Origin of the sequence: Marinobacter sp. BW6, from assembly GCF_008107725.1 — a bacterium.
Lineage (GTDB): Bacteria > Pseudomonadota > Gammaproteobacteria > Pseudomonadales > Oleiphilaceae > Marinobacter.
Window position 1 is genome coordinate 1,655,739 of sequence record NZ_VIRN01000064.1, and the last position, 19,622, is coordinate 1,675,360.

Consider the following 19,622-nt stretch of genomic DNA (forward strand, 5'->3'; position numbering starts at 1 on the left):
AACAACAATGAAAACCCGAGTGCCTTCTGTCTCCCCGTTTTTCCGACCGCTGGTGGTGGTGTTTCTGTTGCTGGCGTTGTCGGGTTGTACCGTTTATCAGTCCATCGGCAAGAGCGTTGGTTCGTTCCTGCATCCGGTTTCCGGCCATGATTTCGTCCATATTGATAACGACAGCTGGGACCGACGCAACGCCGTGCTGTATTTCTATCGGACCCATTCCCAGTGGGCGGCCGATGAGATTGAAGCCCCGAGTGTCTACATAGACGATACCCACTATTTCAATATCCGCAACGACAGCTTCACCTGGCTGGAGGTAAGCCCCGGAGAGCGCCACATTGCCATGCGTCGGCCTTTGCTGGGGCTGGAGGGGATGAACTCCTTCAGTCTGAGTCTGATCGCTGATGCCACACTGGAGGTTGAGCCTGGCCAGATCTATTACCTGCGTTATAACGAGCTCTCGGAGCCGGGCCAACGGCATCCTGACCTGGATTCGGACCATCCCCTGACTCAGGGCGACCTGCAGCTGGTGACCCGGGAATATGCCATGCAGGCGGAGGAGATTGTTTCCACCCGTTTCCTGAACAGTGATCTGTTGGCGCCGAATCACGCGGCGACCTCGATTGTGGAAGTGAACGAAGACCTGGATTATGAGCGGCAACTTGTGCTGCTTGAGGAGGAGCGGGAACTTGAGGTCGAGCGGCTGAAGGAAGAGGGAAAGTATGAATCCACTTCCTGGTTTTGGCCCTTCGGCGGTGGCCCCACGGTTCCCCTGGAGACGGATCACAAGATTGAGAAGCTGGAGCGGGAATACGCGGAGCTGGAACTGGAGCGTGAACGAAGGGAAGAGGCAGAATCCGGCGGTGGCTGGTGGATTTTCTGAGTGCTGACTACACTGACTGCAGGTGAAAGACTCGGGAAATTTTAAAACAATGGCTTTCAAGGATTCTCTTCGACTCAGATTTGAAAAACTCGCGGATGATGTTGTCCCCCAGCTACTTGATGGCTGGGGGGATCTGCAGAAACGGCTTGACGACCTGAACTGCTCCCTGGCCAATCGAGCGGTCCCGGAAAACAGGCGCAGCCGTGTCAGCGAGCTGTCCCTGCAGGAAAAAGCGGAGCAAGCGGGCCAGGATCGCCCGGTCGTACGGGCTGTTAAAGCGGCGGGCAAGGCTTCGCGGCCAAAGTGAATTTGCTCAAAAACTGTACTCTTTTGAATGGCTTGCAGGTTTTTTGAGAAAATTCAGGGAAAATATTTGACACCGCCAGCCAAATGCTTAAAATGCGCCTCTCACTTGGTTGAGACAGCAACGCTGGCTAGCAAGTGAGCGCCTTTGAAAGGCTTGAAAGTGGGTGGTTAGCTCAGCTGGGAGAGCATCGCCCTTACAAGGCGAGGGTCACTGGTTCGATCCCAGTACCACCCACCACTTTCAAATGCATCACCGGATCACCCCATCCGGTTTCAGGTTCGGGCCCGAGGGCCGGAATTGATGCGGAGCGGTAGTTCAGTTGGTTAGAATACCGGCCTGTCACGCCGGGGGTCGCGGGTTCGAGTCCCGTCCGCTCCGCCATTTTTTATGCAGTATTCCCGGGTGGTTAGCTCAGCTGGGAGAGCATCGCCCTTACAAGGCGAGGGTCACTGGTTCGATCCCAGTACCACCCACCAGAATTCTAAAAAAGGGCCGATCCGTGAGGATCGGCCCTTTTTTTGTGCTCGCGATGTTGGATTACGCCTTTGGCTAATCCAACCTACACAGACAGCCACGTAGGTCGGATTAGCCAAAGGCGTAATCCGACGTCCAGGTCTGGTCGATTCTTACTTGCCGATCAAAGACTGCCCACAAACCCGCACTACATTGCCGTTCACCCCATTGGATGCAGGGCTGCAATACCATGCAATCGCTTCCGCAACGTCCACAGGCTGCCCGCCCTGGGACAGGCTGTTCATCCGGCGCCCTGCCTCGCGGATGGTGACCGGCATGGCTGCGGTCATCTGGGTTTCGATAAATCCTGGGGCAACAGCGTTGATGGTTACCCCGTTCTTCAGCTGCCGTGCCATGGCTTCCACGTAGCCGATTACACCGCTCTTGGCGGTTGAATAGTTGGTCTGCCCGAAGTTACCGGCAATGCCGCTGATGGAGGAGATGCAGACAATGCGACCGTTCTCTTTCATCAGTTCCCGCTTTGCCAATTCCTCGTCGATCAATTCCTCGGCGGTCAGGTTCACGGCAATCGTCATATCCCAGAAGTGCTCGGGCATGTTGCCAAGGGTCTTGTCCCGGGTGATGCCCGCGTTGTGAATGACCAGATCAACCCCACCGAAATGCTCGTCGATGAAGTCGGCGATCAGTGTTGGCGCCCTATCGTCGGTAATGTCACAGGCCAGTGCTTTGCCGTTGATGGCGGATGTGACCTTTTCCAGGTCCTCCATGGCTGGCGGAATATCCAGGCCGATAACGGTGGCGCCATCTCTCGCGAGGGTTTCAGAAATCGCAGCGCCGATGCCACGGGAGGCACCGGTGACCAGGGCTACTTTGCCGGTCAGCGGAGCGACAGGGTTGGTCGCGGGCGCTGCATCGCTTTTGCCAATCTTGACCACCTGGCCGGACACATAGGCAGAGCGGGCAGACAGAAAGAACCGCACGCTGGAATCCAGCTGATTCTCTGCCCCCGGTGCTATCCACAGCAGGTTTGCCGTAGAGCCTTTCTTGCCGATTTCTTTTCCTGCGCTGCGAACAAACCCTTCAAGGGCCTGCTGTGCAGCCGCCTGGGGTGCTTTCCTGCAGGTGGCGGGGTTCTGGCCAATAACAAGAACGCGGGCGTTGCTGCCGAGTTTTTTGATGGTGGGGTGGAAAAAATCGTACAGGGCTCGAAGGTCGTCGGGTCCTTTTAACCCGGTGGCGTCGAACACCAGGGCCGAGAATTTGTGGTCAATTTCCGACCCCAGATCCAGTGGCCGGGCTTTGTTGCCAGCTTTGGATGAATCTTTCAGGCGATCATTGCCGCTTGCGTGATGCAGTGTGGCGGCGCTGGCACTGAGGGTGCTGCCAATGATCGCGATGGCTTTACCGCCGCCGGCCGCACCAACGAGCACGTCGCCTTCAATAAAGGGCTGGTCGGTACGTTTGAGGCGTTTCAGGGGTACTGGCGCGGGCAGGCCCAGGGATTGTGCGGCGGTTTTACCTACCGGGGTGTTTACTATTCTAAGATAGAGGTCAGACATGGGTGGCTTCCTTGTGTTTGCATTCGGGTTGCTGGATGCGAATCGTCCTACAGGGTAAAGAATCGGATAGTTTTTGGATTGACTCAATGCCTGTAGGGTGTTGTCAGGGGTGCCAATGAGGCATTTGGCGTTCTCGCTACACTGTTTTCAGATTGGGTGCAGGGAGCAATGGGGTTGGGCTTCCCAAAACACGCCCGTGAATACGTCCCTGTAGGGCTCGGTCGCGCCATCCCTGGCGCTCTACGGTTTTGGAAAGCCCAACCCCATTGCTCCTTTGGGCATCGCAGATATCTCATAAAAGGAATGGATTGATCATGGCACAGGCACCGAAAACGACTCAAAAGAAAACCGCCACATCAAAAAAGGCCAGTTCTGCCCCTTCGGATATTCGCCGCGTGGCGGTGCTGGGTGGTAACCGGATTCCGTTCGCACGGTCCAATACAGCGTACAGCAAGATCAGTAACCAGGAGTTGCTGACGTCGGCGCTACGAGGGCTGGTGGATCGGTATGGCCTTGCGGGGCGGCGGCTGGGTGAGGTGGCTGCCGGGGCGGTTATCAAGCATTCGCGGGATTTTAACCTGACCCGGGAGGCGGTGATGAGTTGTGGGCTGGCGCCGGAGACGCCGGCATACGATATCCAGCAGGCCTGTGGTACGGGGCTGGAGGCGGCGGTTCTGGTGGCCAACAAGATTGCCCTGGGGCAGATTGAGTGTGGCATTGCCGGGGGAACCGACACCACGTCCGATGCGCCGATTGGCGTGGGTGAGGGGCTTCGGGAAATTTTGCTGGATCTGAACCGGGCCAAGACTGCGGGCGAGCGGCTGAAGATTCTGGGGCGTTTCCGGCCGGGTCATCTCAAGCCTGAGGTTCCTGAAAATGGTGAGCCCCGCACCGGTATGTCGATGGGTGAGCATGCCCAGGTCACTGCCAGGGAGTGGGATATTGCCCGGGAGGATCAGGATAAGCTGGCCTTTGAGAGCCACCAGAAGCTGGCCAAAGCCTATGAGGAGGGTTTCTTCAACGAGCTGCTGACGCCAATGGCGGGGCTGGAGAAAGACAATATTCTGCGGCCGGATACCACGTTGGAGAAACTGGCCACGCTCAAGCCGGTTTTTGATCGGGAAAACGGCACTATGACTGCAGCCAACAGCACGGCGTTGACGGATGGCGCGTCCTGCGTGTTGCTGGCCAGTGAGGAATGGGCGAAGGCCAATAATTACGAGGTCAAGGCGTGGTTGACGTTCTCCGAAGTAGCTGCGGTCGATTTCGTGGACAAGAAGGAAGGCCTGCTGATGGCACCTGCCTATGCGGTGCCCCGGATGCTGGAGAAAGCGGGGCTGACCCTTCAGGATTTCGATTTCTATGAAATTCACGAAGCCTTCGCCGCGCAGGTGCTCTGCACGCTGAAAGCCTGGGAAGATCCGACTTTCTGCAAGGAACGGCTGGGTCTGGATAAGCCCCTGGGTAGCATTGATCGTGACAAGCTCAATGTAAAAGGGAGCAGTCTGGCAACCGGACATCCCTTCGCCGCCACCGGTGCCCGAATCGTTGCGACGCTGGCCAAGTTGCTGGAGGAGAAAGGCAGTGGTCGAGGCCTCATTTCCATTTGCGCAGCCGGTGGACAGGGGGTCACTGCGATACTGGAACGGTAAGTTTACGGAAAACCGGAACTTTCCTTTGACAGTGTCGGTCTCACCCCTTATCATGCGCGCCACGTTGATCAGGGGTTCCCTGAGAAACAACCAGTTTGATGCGGGGTAGAGCAGTCTGGTAGCTCGTCGGGCTCATAACCCGGAGGTCGTTGGTTCGAATCCAGCCCCCGCTACCACTATTGAAACAAAGCCCGCTTTCGCGGGCTTTGTTGCTTTTTAGCGGGGGCTTTTGAGTTGCCGGCTTTTTTTCGCTTCCGCGTTTTTCAGAATCCTTCCGGCTGAACAAACCCAGCCAGCCCGGCGTCTTCCAGTAATCCCGCAAATCCGATTGTCGTCAGATCCATCCCCGGTGCACCGATCACCTGAACATTGAATGGCAGGCCTTCTGCTGTCCGTCCAATGGGCACAGAGGTAGCGGGTAGGCCAAGCAAGGTGGCGAAGGCGATCCAGCAGAACTGGTCCATGTACGCCCTTGGCTGGCCGGCGACGGTAATCCGGCGTTTGAAGACCGGGTGGGTGTGGTCATGCCGGATGGCGGTGGTTGGTGTTACCGGCGTCAGAAGAACGTCCACTTCCTGAAATAATGATTCGATTTCTGCCCGCATCTTTTCGCGCATTTCGCTCCAGGCCATCCATTGGTAGACCGGCTGATTCACGCCCCGTCCGTATTCACCGATAAACGGCGTCATCGGGCCGAGGAATCTGAGCCAGGGTTCCAGTCGGGCAATCCATTTCATTTGTCGGCGCTGGCCGGGTTTCAGGGACGTGCTCAGTAATGCACCAAGCAGGTTGAAGTAAGCGGGCAGGATATGTTCAAGGCTCAGTAAGGGGTGGCTGGCTTCGGTGACCAGTGCGCCCCGCTCAGCCAGTGACTTGCCCAGGGCCTGATAGCCTTCGGTCAGCTCCTGTTCTACCGGACACAGGGGGTCTTCCAGCCACAAACCGACCCTGGCCTGGTCGAGGCTTTGAAGTTCAGTTGGTGCCATTGCCAAGGCCCAACTGCGCTCTTCAGCTGGCCGGGGCCCGGCAATTACTTTCAGTAGAAGCTCCAGATCCCGGGCGTTACGCGCCATGGGACCGCCCTCAGCAAGGTCCGGCCGGGATTGGGTGCCGGGCGGTCCGGGAATGTGACCGCGAAAAGAGACCAGAGTGCGGGTTGGCTTGTGGCCAAACACGCCGCAAAAGTGCGCGGGTGTGCGGATGGAGCCAGCCAGGTCACTGCCTACTTCCAGGGGCGTCATGCCTGCGGCCAGGGCAGCTGCTGCGCCGCCCGAGGAGCCCCCGGGTGTGTGTGCCGGGTTGTAGGGGTTGTTGGTTACCCCGAACAGTTTGTTGTAGCTCTGCAGGTCTGTTGCGTAGATCGGCACATTGGTTTTGCCCAGGATAATGGCACCGGCGTCTTCAAGCCTCTGCACAACGTCTGCGTGGCATTCTGGTTTGTGGTTTCTCAGAGCCGGTGCGCCCGCGGTACAGGCCAGGCCAACCACTTCCCACGTGTCTTTCAGGGTGAGGGGCAGTCCGTGGAGGGGACCTTTTACCGTGTTGGCCGCACGTTGTTCATCGGCCCGGCGTGCGCTGGCGAGAGCCCGCTCTTCATCCAGGGTGACGACGGCATTGATGGCCGGATTATGCTCGCGGATCTGGTTCAGCAGGGCAGTGGTCAGAGCCTCACTGCTCAGGGTGCCAGCCTCAAGTTGTGCCAGAAGGTCATGGGCGGATTGATAGTGCAGTGGCAATTGCGATGCATCCATGGATGGTCTCGTTGTTGTTGGTTTTTAAACGATCGCCAGGGCGTCAGGGTAACTCGGATCGCCAGTGTTTTACGTTTACCTGGCTCTTGATTGCGTCAATGATCTCAACAATAAGGTTAATCAGGGCCTCGTTCTGGGCCTCATCGGCTCTCACTTCACCGGGTGTCGGCAGGAATACGTTCACGATATCTTCAATGAAGGCGTGGTTGGAGGCTGAGGCCAGATCTTCGAGAATCTGGTGTATAACGTGGGCAACGATGTCCCCCACGGCCTCTTCCAGGGTTTCCTGAATGGTGGGGCCCACCACCGGAAGATATTTCAATCGTGACAGCTCCAGGTTCTGTTTCAGGGCATTATCCACTCTGTCTTCCAGGTAGCTCCTGAGGGCTCCGCGATTGGGTACGTAGCCTTCCTGGGCCGCCTCGGCAACCCGTTTGGAAATCCAGTCGGAGAGCATGTCCCGTCGGGGGTAGAGAATGTCCTTCTGGATCTTGTCAAACAGCGGCGAGCCCAGTTTGACCTCCTGCTGCACGCCGCTCAGCACCTTCAGCACAATGCGATCGGAGAGCTCTTCCATAAAGGCTTCGTAATAGAAATTCACGAAGCGGTAAATCTTGGTGTTTGTGACGTCAATGATCTTGTACTGGTGCAGTCGGTAGATGATGGAGATCACCCGCAGAATGCGGAGGAAGCGCAGGCTTCCTACTGGAATACAGCCCACCAGGTCATACCAGTGTATGAACGGGTAAAAGTACCAGCGATCATAGACTTTGGCCTTGATGGCGTAACCCCAGCGAACAAAGAACTCGGTCAGGAAAATACTGACAAAGATCAGATCGTAAAAGATGAAGCGTTCGTGGATAGGGTGATAGGCGGACTGGATGACCGGGGCATGTTCTTTGAGCAGATTCTGAACGGCGACAAAGTTATAGATCGAGTCCCAGATAATGAACGCCAGGTTGATGATCAGCAGGCCCAGCATCAGGAAATCAATGATGAACCAGACAAGCTGGTGGCTGGACTTCAAGTTTTCTCGATTTATCTTCAGCATTCGCCAAGGTCCGGTCTGTTGCTAAGTATCTGACAGGTTAGCTTATTTCGTCGCTACAAACGACTCGCCCTGAGGCCGGTTAACGCAGGCCGATCGGCCAGCCATGGATTAACTTGACCGTCTGCCATTAAACTCCCACGCTTTAACGGAAATCTTTCTTGTTACCACCAACATTGAAATAGCCGGATGCTATCAATTTACCAAGTCGTGAATTCGGGCCGGATCCGGCTTTTCTTCACTTTGCTTTGCTGTCTGCCTGCGTGGGTTTGCGCGCAACAGGTGGTTGTGAACATGGAAGGAGACTATCCGGAGCTGAAATCAAACGCCGAGGCTTTCATTGGTGAGGTTGAAGGTCGAAGTGCGGGCAACCTCAGGCGTTACGCCTCCACGGCTGTGGACCAGGCCCGGGAGGCATTGCGGGCCCTCGGCTATTACAGTCCCATGATTGACTGGCGTCTCGAGCAGGGCGATTCGGATTCTACCGCCACGCTGATCTTGTCGATTACCCCCGGTGAGCCGGTACTGGTCAAGTCCCGTGTCGTTGAGATCAGGGGCCCGGCAGCCGCTGATGACCGGTTTACATCCAACCTCCCTGCGCAGCCCGCCGAAGGGGATATTCTCAATCATGGCCAATATGCCAATCTCCGCGACACCATCCAGACCCGTGCCCGTCGGCGTGGCTATTTTGACGGCAGCTTTGTTACCCGCACCCTGGAAGTGGATCCGGCAACCCGAAGTGCTACCGTCACTCTGATCTATGAAAGTGGCGAGCGGTATCGCCTTGGAGAGGTTACCTTTCGGGAAGGCCACTGGTTCGAGCTTGGCCTCCTGGAGCAGTTCGTCACGTTCGAACCCGGCATTCCCTTCCATTCAGATGAGGTAGCCAGACTGAATCGGGATCTTCAGAACAGCGGGTACTTCAGTGGGGTGGATATCGATGCATCGCCGAGCAGTGCCGAAGACGGCGTGATTCCCGTTCGCGTGGAGCTCACTCGAAGAGAGGCACGATCAGTATCTGCAGGCGTCGGTTTCTCGACTGATGTCGGTCCACGGTTCCGGGGTAACTGGCGGGAGCACTGGATTAATCCCATGGGCCACAAGCGTGGTGCGGAAACAGAGCTTTCGGTGCCACGGCAGAACCTGAGTACCTGGTACGAGTTGCCCCTGGATCCGCCCATGACTGATCTGATTCGGCTCACCGCCGGCTATCAGCGGGAGGACATCGAGAATGTCGAGTCAGAACTGTTGACGTTTGGGCAGCAGTGGCAGCATCAGTTGGATAATGGCTGGCTGCAGGTCCTGTCGCTTCGTTGGGAAGGCGAGCGTTTCAACATCGGTAACGACGAGAAAGGTACAAGCACACTTCTGCTCCCGGGCGCTGGCTACTCTAAAATTCACGCAGACTCCCCACTGGACCCATCCCGGGGCTATCACTTGCAGTTCGATGTCACCGGTTCGCATCGGGCGGTGCTGTCCGATGTGGATATCCTCCATGTAAACGCCCTGGTCAAGGGGCTGTTTACGCTGGCGGACAAGCACCGGTTTCTGGGCCGTCTGCAGGCGGGGGCTGTGGCAACCAACCGGTTTTCAGATGTGCCTCCATCCCTGCGATTCTTCGCTGGCGGTGACCAAAGCGTGCGAGGGTATGGCTATGAGACCCTATCGCCAGAGAACGATAACGGCGTGCCGGTGGGCGGCCGCTTCCTGATGGTTGGCAGTGGCGAATATCAGTACCAGTTTGCGGATAAATGGCGCGCCGCCGTGTTCGTCGACCATGGCAACGCGATCAACAACCTGAGCGACCCGCTGGCCACCGGCGCCGGTGTCGGCATACGCTGGATCAGCCCAGTCGGGTCGCTGCGGCTGGACATTGCCAAAGGACTGGATCGTGAATTTGGCGGGGATTGGCGCATTCACTTTTCCATGGGGCCTGAGCTGTGACGAGGACACCGGAAACATCAGACGACAGGCCGCACGAGCAGCCGGCACACCCGCGCCGTCTTCGGTTCTGGTTGCTGGTCGGTCTGGCGGTATTGATTCTCGTGCCTGCCCTTGTGGTGTCAGCTGTTTTGCTGGCCCTGCGCTCCGAGACGGGGACAGCCTGGGTTATAGAGCAGGTGCCAGGCCTTCAGGTGGAAAATGACCGGGGATCCCTGTTTGGTCAGTGGCAGGCTGACCACCTGCAATGGCGGGGCTACGGGGTTGAAGTGGTCGTTGAGTCGCCACTCGTGGACTGGTCGCCTTCCTGCCTGTTCCAAAAACAGCTGTGTATTGAGAATCTGGAGGCAGAGACGCTCGAAGTCACCCAGTTACCCCCGGCTGACAAATCCGAAGGCGGGAGCCCCATCACACTGCCAAGCGTGGACCTGCCGCTGGCGCTGAATATCGGTGGCGTCCGGGTAGGGCCTTTTAGCTTCAACGGCAATAGAGTCTGGGACCGGTTTGAGCTGGACGCGGGGGGATCGGGCGCCGACTGGAACATTAAGCGCGCCTGGTATCAGTTGGGCGAGTACACGGTGTCCGCCGCTGGCCGGATAGAGACTCGCAGGGACTGGCCTGTCAATCTGGAAGTCAAAGCCGACATACCGCCGCCTTACGGAGATGAGTGGCTTCTCGACGCCCGGCTCTCCGGCAGCGTTCGGGATCTGATGGTCGCTGCATCCAGTCGCGGCTACCTGAATGCTGAACTCTCGGGGGAAGTCGAGCCGCTCGATCCAGCCCTGCCGGCACAGTTGAGGCTAACCTCGGATCAGTTCCGCGCAGCGCAGGCGCTGCCTGAGACCCTTGTGCTCAATGATTGGTCTGTGGACGCCCGGGGTAGCCTGCAGGAGGGTTTTCGTACCCGGGGGCAAGCCACGCTTCCGGGCACGGCAGGCCCGGTACGGCTGACGCTGGAGGGCCTGGCGACGACTCGCGCGGCCGAGAACATCCGGATCGAGCTGGCCGCGGGGCGGGCGAGCGGGGCCGGGCAGGATACTGTGGTGGCCAATGGCAATGTTTCCTGGCGCCAGGGCCTCGAAGCCAGTGCCGATATCCGTTTGCGCGGATTTCCCTGGTATACGTTGATTCCTGGTCTTGAAACGCCAGTGGTAACCCTTCGTTCCCTGGATGGCACCGTGTCCTGGCGTGAGGGGAGCTACCACGCAGACCTTGAAGCTGGTGTCGATGGTCCTCAGGGCAGCGCGGAACTGGCCACCACGGTGGATGGTGATACCGAGCAGACCACACTGACCAACCTGACCGTCAGCACAGGCGCGGGGTCTCTTACCGGCAACGGATCGGTGAACTTTTCCGGACCACTTTCCTGGCAGGCGGCCTTGAGCCTCAAGGATTTCAATCCCGGTTATTGGGTACCTGTTCTGGAAGCAAGTTTAAGCGGTGATGTGACGACCGAGGGACAGCTCGGGGATGGTCCGGTACCCGCCATGAACGCCGGATGGGATCTTGAGGGCGTCTGGCGTTCCAATCCGGCGTCTCTGCAGGGCCGGCTCGATACCTCATCTGGCAGTTGGGAACTATCCGACCTGCGGCTGTTGGTGGGCGAAAACCGTATTGAGGGCAACGGTACCTGGGGCGATGTGCTGCGTGGTGATCTGGCTCTGAATCTGCCAGCGCCAGAGATTGTTCTGCCCGGCCTGACGGGGAACCTGCAAGCCAGCCTGACTGCGGAGGGAACACCAGAGCGCCCGACGGGACAGCTTAGGGCGAATGGCAAAAACCTGGCCTGGCAGGATGAGCTTGCCCTTGAAACCCTGAGTCTTGAGGCCGACCTGCAGGAGGGGATGCGCCTTGTCAGCCGTTTGCAGGCGGAAAACCTCAAAGGGTTCGGGCAAGAGCTTGAAATCCTCACTCTGGAAGCCAATGGCACCCAGGGAAAGCACACCGTGAGCATCGGAGCACGTCATGCGGAGGCTGACCTTGAGCTGGGTTTCGCAGGAGGGGCCGGCGCTGACTGGAAAACCTGGCAGGGAGAGTTGTCTCGGGGCGTGATTGACCTTCCGGAACAGTCCCAGCAATGGCGGCTGCAGGCCCCGGCGACCCTGGCTTACAAAGCCGATGGTGAACTCACATTTGGCAATCATTGCTGGCGCTGGGAAGAGAGTACGGTTTGTGCTGAGGACCAGACACTGCTCCCGGTCCCCCGCATTGCCTATCGTATCGACCGTTTCCCTGCTGTGGCCCTGGCACCCTTGCTGCCAGAGACTTTACGCTGGGACGGCCGGATCAACGGAGAGGTTGATTTCACCACCACCGGCGACGGCCCTGACGGACGCGTTTTCCTGGACGCCGGCGAAGGACAATTCCAGCTGCTGGTGGACGGGGAGTGGGAGTCGCTCGCCTACAATACCCTGACGACCGAGGTCGGCCTGAAGCCGAAACAAGCCGATCTTTCGGTCCGTCTTTCCGGCCCGGAGCTTGGTGATTTCACGCTGGACATGGAGCTGGATCCGAACTCGGAGGACCGCAACGTCGAGGGTTCCTTCAGTCTCGAGGGTCTGGATATTGCCCTTGCAGGGCTGCTTTCCGGGCTGGATGAAGTTGCCGGTCGCGTGAACGGCCAGGGCCAGCTCTCCGGCCCGCTGATGAAACCGGCGGTGACCGGCGAACTGCATCTAGTGAATGGACGGGTTTCCGATCCCCGCTTGCCGGTACCGATCGAGGAGGTGATCGCCAGCGTTCAGTTTGGCGGTTACTCGGCCGAGATCAGTGGCAGGATCCGGAGCAATGCGCGAAGCCAGACCATTGTGGATGGCGTGATCGATTGGCAACAGTCTCCCCGGGGCGAAATCACGATTTCCGGCAGCCGTGTGCCATTTAACCTGGAGCCCTACGCGCAGCTTGAGGTGGAGCCGGACCTGACCATCGTTTTCAGTGAAGGAGTCCTGGAGGTATCCGGACAGGTCGGCGTGCCAAGAGGCGACATCGAGATACAGGGTTTGCCGGAGCAGGCCGTGTCGGTATCGGAGGATGAGGTCATTGTCGGCGTGGAGCGGGAGGAGCCCGTTGTCCGATCGCTGAACATGGATGTGACAGTGGTCGTTGGAGAAGATCAGGTGACCTTTGCCGCCTTCGGCGTGACCGGTGATCTGAAGGGGTCTCTTCGCATTGGCAATGACATGGATACTCGCGGCACGCTCCAGCTGGTCAATGGCCAGTATGAAGCCTATGGTCAGGAGCTCGAGCTCAGGCGGGCAAGACTGTTGTTCGTGGGCAATCTTACCCAACCCTATCTGGACATCGAGGCCGTCCGTACCGTGGATACCGTTGTTGCCGGTATTCGCCTGACCGGCCCTGTGCAGTCGCCCCAGACGGAAGTATTCTCCAACCCCGATATGCCCCAGACGGACGCGCTTTCCTATGTCATTCTTGGTAGGGCGCCCCAGAGCCGGGGTGATGAGGGCCAGATGAGCCGGGCGGCGCTGTCACTGGGGCTGACCCAGACCAACAAGGTGACGGGGCAAATTGGCGAAGAGTTTGGCATCCGCCAGCTCACCCTGGAAGCGGAGGGCTCCGGCGATCAGACCTCGGTTGTGGCGAGCGGCTATCTGACGGATGAGCTGAGTGTTCGCTACGGTGTCGGCATCTTCGAGCCGATCACTACGGTCGCTCTTCGCTACGATCTGGGCCGCTACTTCTATCTGGAGGCTGCCAGCGGGCTGGCGGCCTCCCTGGATATTTTCTACACCCGGGATTTCTGAGTTCAGTCCAGCTCGAAGGTGGCGCTCACTGAGGCCTGGATTTCCCGCTCACCCACGCTTGAAACCGTATCCGACATGGATTTGGCCTCCGCCATCATCATTGGTACCGGGCGGTGTCCGCCATTGATATTGATGGTGACCACATCACCGCAGGTCTGGTCGAGCTGACTGGCCACGAATCGGCACCGGGCCTGGGCGTCTGCGATGGCTCTGGCTAGTGCTTCCTGTTCCATAACGGTCTCATCCGAATGGAAGAACTGGTGAGGGCCGAGGTGGTAATCCAGGCCCACAGCCTGGGCCTTCTGAAGCAGGGGATTGAGCAGAGTAAGGTCACTGATGCTGAAGCTGATGGTCTGGGAGGCGACGGCCTGCTTGCGGGGCTCCTCGTCCCTTTCCGATGCGGGCAGAGTTCGGGTGTAAAGGTTCACCGACGCATCTGCGTAGTCATTGAGCTGATCCCGGTACTCGGTAATACCCTCGCGCCACTGCTCCATCAGAGCAGCCACCCGTTCGGTGGCCTTCTGGGGAAGTTCATGCTCTGCACTGGCAGTAAACTGGAGCCTGGCGCTGTCCGGCTCATAGCGGACACTGCCTTCGCCGGTGAGCGTCACTTCGCCCGCTATTGCCATAGCCGGCACGGTGAGCGCCAGGGTAAGAAGCAAACGGGACTTTCGGTTTGAACGGGGCTTGCGGTTCCATCCGATCATGGTATTTCCTCCTTTGGAAACCATTGTTTGGTCAGGACTCGCCGGAATCCGGTTCCAGGCGGGCCAGTTTGAATCGGCGGGCGGCATCTACGAACTGGCCAAAGATGCGTCGGTGCCCACCATGGTAGAACAGGTATTCCGGGTGCCACTGGATCCCAGTCAGCCATTGGCGCCCGGTACTCTCAATGCCCTGTACGAAAAGATCATTGTCGAGGGCGGTCACTCGAAGATTGCGGCCAAGACGTTTGATCGCCTGGCTGTGAATACGGTTGGCGCCGATCACCGGCGAGCGCATGGCTTGTTCAAGCCGGCTTGGCGTGACCAGGCGGACGGTTTGCAGGGGCAGCAACAGGGGTCGATGCCGAGTATTGACCCTCAGAGGGGTCACGTTCTGACATAGGGACCCGCCATGGAAAACGTTGATGAACTGGGCGCCCCGGCAAATCCCGAGCACGGGAATGCCGATGGCCTCAGCCTGCTCAAGGAGCGACTGGTCCGTTGCATCCCGTTTGCGATCATAGTTTGCGGTAACCTGGGGTTCCTGGCCATAGCGCTCGGGATGGACATGAGTGCCTCCCGAGAGCACAAGGCCATCAAGCATCGCTACGGCTACCCGTGACCCGGGACGAATGTAGTGTGTGCGGGCGCCGTGAAGCCGTAGGCCAAGGCTGATAAGACGATGGGCCAGGCTTTTGCGGGTGGGGCCGCTGATGCCGATGGTCAGGCCGGGAACCTCAAGCTCCTGTTCGGGATACTGTTCAGACATACCCGTTCTTGGTCAACCAGTCGTCGGTGGTTTCCTGCCAGCTGTGGGTCAGGTTGTGCAGGTTGAGTTTCCGCCGCTCCCGGAATAGCCGGCGTATGTCGGCCAGGTCGTCCGGGTTGTTGGCCAGTTGCTCCAGTACGATCCAATCATTCCACACGGTAGAAAAATGCCAATCGGGATTATCGATGTCGCAATCCGGCAACCGGTAGTGCAGGGTGGGCCGACTCTTGATTCTCGGATCCTTGACGTGGCGTTCCAGGCGTTCCCTGTCCAGGTGCGCAAAGAGCGGGAGCAGATCAAGCGCACGGTTGCGGGTTGGATTGAACTCCAGGTAGTCCTCCATCAGCTCGCCGAGGTTCGGGTGGTAGTTGTCTTCCATCAAAAGCTCGGTGTAGCGCCCGTGCCAGGGTTCGATGTAGGTGGTGAATTTGCGGCTGACATCCAGTTGATGACGGTTTTTGAGCCAGTCGTAGAGCGCCGCGAACGCCTGAAAGTAACGCACCATTGTCTTCGGGCTGAGATCGGGAAGTTCCGGATTCAACTGCAGGCCGAAGGCGAAATAGATGGCGTCCCGGCTGCCCAGGGCTCCGGCGTTTCTCAGTTTGTCTACGAGGGTTTCAATTACCTCCAGACTGGAGAAACCCAAGGGCGGGCTGATGATCTCCAGCGGCACTATGCGCTCGGCAGCAGCGTCAATCACATCCATCGCCTGCCCCCCCAGTTCCCGGATCGATTGCGGAAAACGCTCATCGGCCAGATCGAGATCCTTGATCGGGTCGGAATCAAGCTCCACCGTGAACTCGCCCAGCGCTGTCTGCAGCGTTGTCACATAGCGTGACTGAAGTACAGGAGTACCTTCCAGCAGTCTCGCGGCCAATGTGACCAGTTCATCGTAGCCCAGACCAGACAGTTCGATCTCGACGCCAACGCGGCGTTCTTTCCCTTCGTTCGTCTCTAGGATGTCAGGCATCCTGCAGGCACTGGTTTGGGTCATGCTACTCCCTGATTCGTGAGGACTCGTGCACTAACCATATCACACCGCTGTCGATCATCATTGTTAAGCGAATGCAGGAAAATCATGGGCCTGACTTTACACTGGATAAAACACTGTATATAGTCAGTTTACTGTATAAAAAAACAGGGCATCCGGAACGGCCTTTTCGACAGGAAAACGTTGGTGCCGGCCCCGATTTAGCGGAGTAGCTTGATGAAGCTGACAGCAAGGCAGTCACAGGTACTGGATATCATACGCCGATACGTCGATGAGACCGGCTATCCGCCAACTCGCGCTGAAATCGCGGCGGAACTGGGTTTCCGCTCAGCCAATGCTGCAGAGGAACATCTTCGGGCGCTGGCACGGAAAGGTGCCATTGAAATGGTGCCGGGGGCCAGCCGCGGTATTCGTTTGCCTGAGGCAGAAGAGGATCTGGGGTTACCGGTTATCGGCCAGGTCGCTGCGGGTAGTCCGATCCTCGCCCAGGAGCATATTGAGGATCACTGTACTCTTCAGCCTGAGTTCTTCTCGCCATCGGCAGATTACCTGTTGCGGGTTAGGGGCATGAGTATGAAGGACATCGGCATTCTTGATGGCGATTTGCTGGCAGTGCACAGCACCCAGGATGTTCACAATGGCCAGGTGGTTGTGGCTCGGGTAGGCGATGAGGTCACGGTGAAACGTTTCCGCAAGGAAGGCTCGAAAGTCTACCTTATTGCCGAGAACGAAGAATTCGCGCCGATTGAAGTGGACCTCACTGAACAGGAACTGTTCATCGAAGGCCTGGGTGTCGGTGTTATCCGCCGCTCTGATCTGCACTGAACAGTCCGGATAGCCTCAGATAGATTGAAAACGGGTGAATTATGGAACAAATGAGCTTTAATCAGAATCTGGCCTACAATCCCAATGCTCTGTCCTGTTCAGTGCCGGCAACCGCCGCCCGCGAGCGACGCTCCGTTATTCGCGCCCGACGCTCTCCGGAAACCACCGAAGCTCAGGTCTCGGGCAACGTAACAGAAATTATTCTGCCGGAAGGCCAGGTAGAAAATTTCCAGCTGCTGTTGCCCATGCTGACCCAACTGAACCAGGAAAAGCGTTGGCTGGCTTGGATCGACCCGCCTCAGGCATTGGTCAGCAAGTGGCAAAAAATGCACGGGATCGTGGCTGGGGAGTTGCTGGTGCTTCGTTCAACGCCAGACTATCCTGCGCAGGAGCTGGCCGAGCGAGCCCTCAGTGCGGGTACGTGTCATGCGGTGGTCATGTGGACCCGTAAACTGGGCCGCGCTGCTTTCGAATCCCTGCAAAAGGCCTCTGCCGAAGGCAGCAGCCACGGGGTTGTTCTCAGGCAGCGTTAGTCGTTCAGTGGAGCGTGTAGGAGGGCTGGGCGTCTGAGGCGTCCAGTTCGTCATCTTCCCAGTCGATATCGTGGGCAACATTGCCGACAGCCTCAATGCCGGCGGCGATCATTGCTTTTGCGACGGACATATCACGGTCTTCCATCATTTCCCGGGCTTCTTCCGAGAAAGAGATTTTTACCAGCGGCGCACTGTCATCATCAATGCGGCGCAGGGCGTAATCGCCGTTGGTCAGTTGCACGATTTCAAAAAACGATGGTGACATTCAATAAACCTTCAAGTTAATACGACCTGGAAAGCAGGTTGTTCGGGTGGCTTACCACTCGCTGTGCTGGTCTTCCAGATCGTCGGCAAAATTTTTGACTGCATTCAGTGTTTTCAGCAACGCCGTCGCGGATCGATCCGGCCCGGAATCGGCGGACACCGCGATGATGTTCTCCGCGCTGACGGTTTTTTTGGTCGCCGGTGGTCGGCTCTGCGACCGTTCCAATTGTTCCATGTGGTTCCACCAGCTTCCCGAGTGCTGTTCAAGCTCTCTCAGCCGACCTATTTCATTCGGTTCCGGTCCGATCAGAGAGGCCAGTTCACCCAGAGTTGCAGGTTCTTCGGATTTTCTCTGGTACAGCCTGGCAATCATCACCAGCAATAATTTCCGGGACCTGAGGAGCAGCTCAATCGCCCCTTGAATCGCTGCCTCCCGGCGCAAGGCCTGTTCCGCTTCGTTGGGGGACTGCCCTTCACCCTCGACCGTTGGCCGGTCCAGTTGCCCGAGCAGAGTGCGGGCGAGAAAGAGTTTTTGCGAAACCAGCGAGTGCCATTGCGAGGCCATGGAATACCTTCAATCCCCCAGCGCGGGTGTAACCCCGGAAAATTAATTGATCACTGTACCATTTTCGGTGGCGAATTTCTTCAACTGTCTGTGCAGACAGGTTTCACAATTAAATACAAACAATCACTTGAAACGACCGTTTGAATTTGGCACAAAGGCCCCCGGCTGTGCGAGTTCTGATCGTTGCGGCTGCCCAACAGCATGAATTTCTGGAGGTGTAAGGGATGCGAAGCCACATCGTTGCAGGTATCGCCGCGGTTTTTTTCGGTTTTTCCGGACAGGCTCTGTCCAAAGTCACGACCGCCGAAGCCGAGCGGCTGGGTGAGGATCTCACCCCGGTTGGAGCCGAGAGGGCGGGCAACCGGTCAGGCAGCATACCCGAGTGGACCGGGGGGCTCGCCACGCCTCCGGAGGAATGGCGCAAGGGCCAGGTTGAAATTGATCCGTTTCCGGAAGACGAGGCCCTCTTCGTCATAACGTCCAAAAATCTTGACCTTTACCGGGACAAGCTCTCCGATGGCCATATTGCCATGCTGGAAAAGTATGGGCCTGACTTTTTCATGCCTGTTTACCAGACTCGCCGCACGGCGGCGTTCCCGGAGCATGTCTACGACAAGTTTCGTGAGAATGCCCTCACAGCGCAGTTGCTGGACAATGGGAATGGTGTCCGGGACACCATCATGACCAGTCCGTTCCCTGTCCCCAAAGACGGCCTGGAGGTCATCTGGAACCACATCCTTCGCTACCGCGGTGAAGAGATTTCCCTGCGGAGTGCATCAGCAACGCCCCAGAAGGATGGTTCTTACAACCCTGTGGTCAATGATTACGACTACTTCTTTGCCTACAGTCAGAAGGGGGCGGAGCTGGCGGAAATCGACAACAAGATTTTTTACCTGAAGACAGACACCATTGCGCCTTCGTCGCTGGCCGGGACCATCACGCTGGTACACGAGACCCTGGACCAGGTCCGGTCGCCGCGCCTTGCCTGGCGCTATGATTCCGGTTCCCGCCGGCTTCGCAGGTCGCCCAACCTGGCCTACGAGACCGATTTGCCGAATTCATCGTCACTGCGTTCGGTTGACCAGAAGGATATGTACAACGGCGCGCCAAACCAGTACGACTGGGAGCTGAAAGGCAAGCGAGAGCTGTTCGTACCTTACAACGCCTACAAGCTGCACGGGACGGAGGTGGAGGCCGATGATGTGATTCGTCCGGGCCACATCAATCAGGAACTGACCCGTTATGAGCTGCATCGAGTGTGGGTGGTCGAAGCAAAGCGTCGGACGGGCATCAGCCATATTTACGACCGTCGCGTTTTCTATGTGGACGAGGACAGCTGGCAGATTCTGGCTTCTGAGGGATACGATGCGGACGGGAAACTGTGGCGTGTGTCCGAAGCCCACAACATTAGCTATTACAGTGAGCCGGTGTTCTGGACTACCATGGAAATGACCTACGACCTGAAGGCGGAGCGTTATTATGTTGATGGGCTTGATGATGGTTTCCCGGCGTACGATTTCGACCCCGGGTTCCGGGGCAGCGAATTTACCGCCTCTGCCGCCCGTCGCGCCGCTCGCCGCTGATTTCCAAGGAGACCG

Annotated in this window: 16 protein-coding genes and 4 tRNA genes; 12 read left to right on the plus strand and 8 right to left on the minus strand. The window is 57.9% G+C overall.

Features of this window, described 5'->3' with window-relative positions; genetic code table 11:
* Positions 1 to 7 precede the first annotated feature (7 nt).
* The 5 genes from FMN52_RS16245 to FMN52_RS16265 all read left to right on the plus strand — a co-directional run bounded on the left by FMN52_RS16245 (position 8) and on the right by FMN52_RS16265 (position 1,663).
* Entirely contained in the window at positions 8 to 880 is an 873-nt protein-coding gene (locus tag FMN52_RS16245) for a DUF2846 domain-containing protein (protein ID WP_148609603.1), read from the plus strand.
* Positions 881 to 929: 49 nt separating this feature from the next.
* Positions 930 to 1,187 (plus strand): hypothetical protein, encoded by a 258-nt coding sequence (locus tag FMN52_RS16250; protein ID WP_148609604.1) that lies wholly within the window; start codon positions 930 to 932, stop codon positions 1,185 to 1,187.
* 161 nt (positions 1,188 to 1,348) lie between these two features.
* Positions 1,349 to 1,424: transfer RNA gene (locus FMN52_RS16255), tRNA-Val, on the plus strand.
* Positions 1,425 to 1,491: 67 nt separating this feature from the next.
* Positions 1,492 to 1,568 (plus strand) — tRNA-Asp (locus FMN52_RS16260).
* A 19-nt stretch (positions 1,569 to 1,587) separates the two neighbouring features.
* Positions 1,588 to 1,663: transfer RNA gene (locus FMN52_RS16265), tRNA-Val, on the plus strand.
* Positions 1,664 to 1,813: 150 nt separating this feature from the next.
* On the opposite strand, the gene FMN52_RS16270 is transcribed toward FMN52_RS16265, so the two are convergent.
* Positions 1,814 to 3,220, minus strand: a complete 1,407-nt coding sequence (locus tag FMN52_RS16270) for a 3-oxoacyl-ACP reductase (protein ID WP_148609605.1) — start codon at positions 3,218 to 3,220, stop codon at positions 1,814 to 1,816.
* A gap of 314 nt (positions 3,221 to 3,534) precedes the next feature.
* Between FMN52_RS16270 and FMN52_RS16275 the strand changes: the two genes are divergently transcribed.
* Entirely contained in the window at positions 3,535 to 4,872 is a 1,338-nt protein-coding gene (locus FMN52_RS16275) for an acetyl-CoA C-acetyltransferase (protein ID WP_240339502.1), read from the plus strand.
* A 99-nt stretch (positions 4,873 to 4,971) separates the two neighbouring features.
* A tRNA-Met gene (locus FMN52_RS16280) sits at positions 4,972 to 5,048 on the plus strand.
* 87 nt (positions 5,049 to 5,135) lie between these two features.
* Here the strand turns inward: FMN52_RS16280 and FMN52_RS16285 are convergent.
* Both FMN52_RS16285 and FMN52_RS16290 read right to left on the minus strand, forming a co-directional pair.
* The gene (locus FMN52_RS16285; protein ID WP_148609606.1) at positions 5,136 to 6,623 is read right to left on the minus strand and encodes an amidase family protein; all 1,488 of its coding nucleotides are present in this window, start codon (positions 6,621 to 6,623) and stop codon (positions 5,136 to 5,138) included.
* A 43-nt stretch (positions 6,624 to 6,666) separates the two neighbouring features.
* Complete coding sequence (locus tag FMN52_RS16290; RefSeq protein WP_148609607.1) at positions 6,667 to 7,674, minus strand: hypothetical protein; 1,008 nt, start codon at positions 7,672 to 7,674, stop codon at positions 6,667 to 6,669.
* A 291-nt stretch (positions 7,675 to 7,965) separates the two neighbouring features.
* On the opposite strand from FMN52_RS16290, the gene FMN52_RS16295 reads away from it, so the two are divergent.
* Both FMN52_RS16295 and FMN52_RS16300 read left to right on the plus strand, forming a co-directional pair.
* A complete protein-coding gene (locus FMN52_RS16295; protein ID WP_148609608.1) occupies positions 7,966 to 9,615 on the plus strand; it encodes an autotransporter assembly complex family protein in 1,650 nt (549 codons plus the stop codon).
* Entirely contained in the window at positions 9,612 to 13,373 is a 3,762-nt protein-coding gene (locus FMN52_RS16300; RefSeq protein WP_240339503.1) for a translocation/assembly module TamB domain-containing protein, read from the plus strand. Before FMN52_RS16295 ends, FMN52_RS16300 begins: the two co-directional genes overlap by 4 nt.
* 2 nt (positions 13,374 to 13,375) lie before the next feature.
* Here FMN52_RS16300 and FMN52_RS16305 read toward each other — a convergent pair whose 3' ends face one another.
* From FMN52_RS16305 to FMN52_RS16315, 3 genes are read right to left on the minus strand one after another with little or no spacing between them, the layout of a single operon-like run.
* Positions 13,376 to 14,080 (minus strand): SIMPL domain-containing protein, encoded by a 705-nt coding sequence (locus FMN52_RS16305; protein ID WP_148609609.1) that lies wholly within the window; start codon positions 14,078 to 14,080, stop codon positions 13,376 to 13,378.
* A gap of 31 nt (positions 14,081 to 14,111) precedes the next feature.
* Positions 14,112 to 14,846, minus strand: a complete 735-nt coding sequence (locus tag FMN52_RS16310) for a type 1 glutamine amidotransferase (RefSeq protein ID WP_148609610.1) — start codon at positions 14,844 to 14,846, stop codon at positions 14,112 to 14,114.
* Positions 14,839 to 15,840, minus strand: coding sequence for an amidoligase family protein (locus FMN52_RS16315; protein ID WP_148609611.1), 1,002 nt, complete (start codon positions 15,838 to 15,840; stop codon positions 14,839 to 14,841). Before FMN52_RS16315 ends, FMN52_RS16310 begins: the two co-directional genes overlap by 8 nt.
* Positions 15,841 to 16,050: 210 nt before the next feature.
* Between FMN52_RS16315 and lexA the strand changes: the two genes are divergently transcribed.
* A complete protein-coding gene (lexA, locus tag FMN52_RS16320; RefSeq protein WP_008177448.1) occupies positions 16,051 to 16,662 on the plus strand; it encodes a transcriptional repressor LexA in 612 nt (203 codons plus the stop codon).
* A gap of 41 nt (positions 16,663 to 16,703) precedes the next feature.
* Positions 16,704 to 17,195 (plus strand): SulA-like leucine-rich domain-containing protein, encoded by a 492-nt coding sequence (locus FMN52_RS16325; protein ID WP_148609612.1) that lies wholly within the window; start codon positions 16,704 to 16,706, stop codon positions 17,193 to 17,195.
* A gap of 4 nt (positions 17,196 to 17,199) precedes the next feature.
* Here the strand turns inward: FMN52_RS16325 and FMN52_RS16330 are convergent, their stop codons facing one another.
* Together FMN52_RS16330 and FMN52_RS16335 are read right to left on the minus strand one after the other, a co-directional pair.
* Complete coding sequence (locus FMN52_RS16330; protein ID WP_008177453.1) at positions 17,200 to 17,460, minus strand: hypothetical protein; 261 nt, start codon at positions 17,458 to 17,460, stop codon at positions 17,200 to 17,202.
* Between the two features lie 51 nt (positions 17,461 to 17,511).
* Positions 17,512 to 18,024, minus strand: coding sequence for a DUF6586 family protein (locus FMN52_RS16335; RefSeq protein ID WP_148609613.1), 513 nt, complete (start codon positions 18,022 to 18,024; stop codon positions 17,512 to 17,514).
* 224 nt (positions 18,025 to 18,248) lie between these two features.
* Here FMN52_RS16335 and FMN52_RS16340 point away from each other — a divergent pair, with 224 nt between their 5' ends.
* Positions 18,249 to 19,607, plus strand: coding sequence for a DUF1329 domain-containing protein (locus tag FMN52_RS16340; protein ID WP_148609614.1), 1,359 nt, complete (start codon positions 18,249 to 18,251; stop codon positions 19,605 to 19,607).
* Positions 19,608 to 19,622: the final 15 nt, after the last annotated feature.

What these genes read in the sequence shown, in the direction of transcription:
- FMN52_RS16325 (WP_148609612.1), top strand. Translation starts at nt 16,704, where the DNA reads ATGGAACAAATGAGCTTTAATCAGAATCTGGCCTACAATCCCAATGCT.
- FMN52_RS16295 (WP_148609608.1), top strand. Translation starts at nt 7,966, where the DNA reads ATGGAAGGAGACTATCCGGAGCTGAAATCAAACGCCGAGGCTTTCATT.
- FMN52_RS16340 (WP_148609614.1), top strand. Translation starts at nt 18,249, where the DNA reads ATGCGAAGCCACATCGTTGCAGGTATCGCCGCGGTTTTTTTCGGTTTT.
- FMN52_RS16270 (WP_148609605.1), bottom strand. Translation starts at nt 3,220, where the DNA reads ATGTCTGACCTCTATCTTAGAATAGTAAACACCCCGGTAGGTAAAACC.
- FMN52_RS16285 (WP_148609606.1), bottom strand. Translation starts at nt 6,623, where the DNA reads ATGGATGCATCGCAATTGCCACTGCACTATCAATCCGCCCATGACCTT.
- FMN52_RS16335 (WP_148609613.1), bottom strand. Translation starts at nt 18,024, where the DNA reads ATGGCCTCGCAATGGCACTCGCTGGTTTCGCAAAAACTCTTTCTCGCC.
- FMN52_RS16310 (WP_148609610.1), bottom strand. Translation starts at nt 14,846, where the DNA reads ATGTCTGAACAGTATCCCGAACAGGAGCTTGAGGTTCCCGGCCTGACC.
- FMN52_RS16290 (WP_148609607.1), bottom strand. Translation starts at nt 7,674, where the DNA reads ATGCTGAAGATAAATCGAGAAAACTTGAAGTCCAGCCACCAGCTTGTC.
- FMN52_RS16250 (WP_148609604.1), top strand. Translation starts at nt 930, where the DNA reads ATGGCTTTCAAGGATTCTCTTCGACTCAGATTTGAAAAACTCGCGGAT.
- FMN52_RS16305 (WP_148609609.1), bottom strand. Translation starts at nt 14,080, where the DNA reads ATGATCGGATGGAACCGCAAGCCCCGTTCAAACCGAAAGTCCCGTTTG.
- FMN52_RS16275 (WP_240339502.1), top strand. Translation starts at nt 3,535, where the DNA reads ATGGCACAGGCACCGAAAACGACTCAAAAGAAAACCGCCACATCAAAA.
- FMN52_RS16245 (WP_148609603.1), top strand. Translation starts at nt 8, where the DNA reads ATGAAAACCCGAGTGCCTTCTGTCTCCCCGTTTTTCCGACCGCTGGTG.
- FMN52_RS16315 (WP_148609611.1), bottom strand. Translation starts at nt 15,840, where the DNA reads ATGACCCAAACCAGTGCCTGCAGGATGCCTGACATCCTAGAGACGAAC.
- FMN52_RS16330 (WP_008177453.1), bottom strand. Translation starts at nt 17,460, where the DNA reads ATGTCACCATCGTTTTTTGAAATCGTGCAACTGACCAACGGCGATTAC.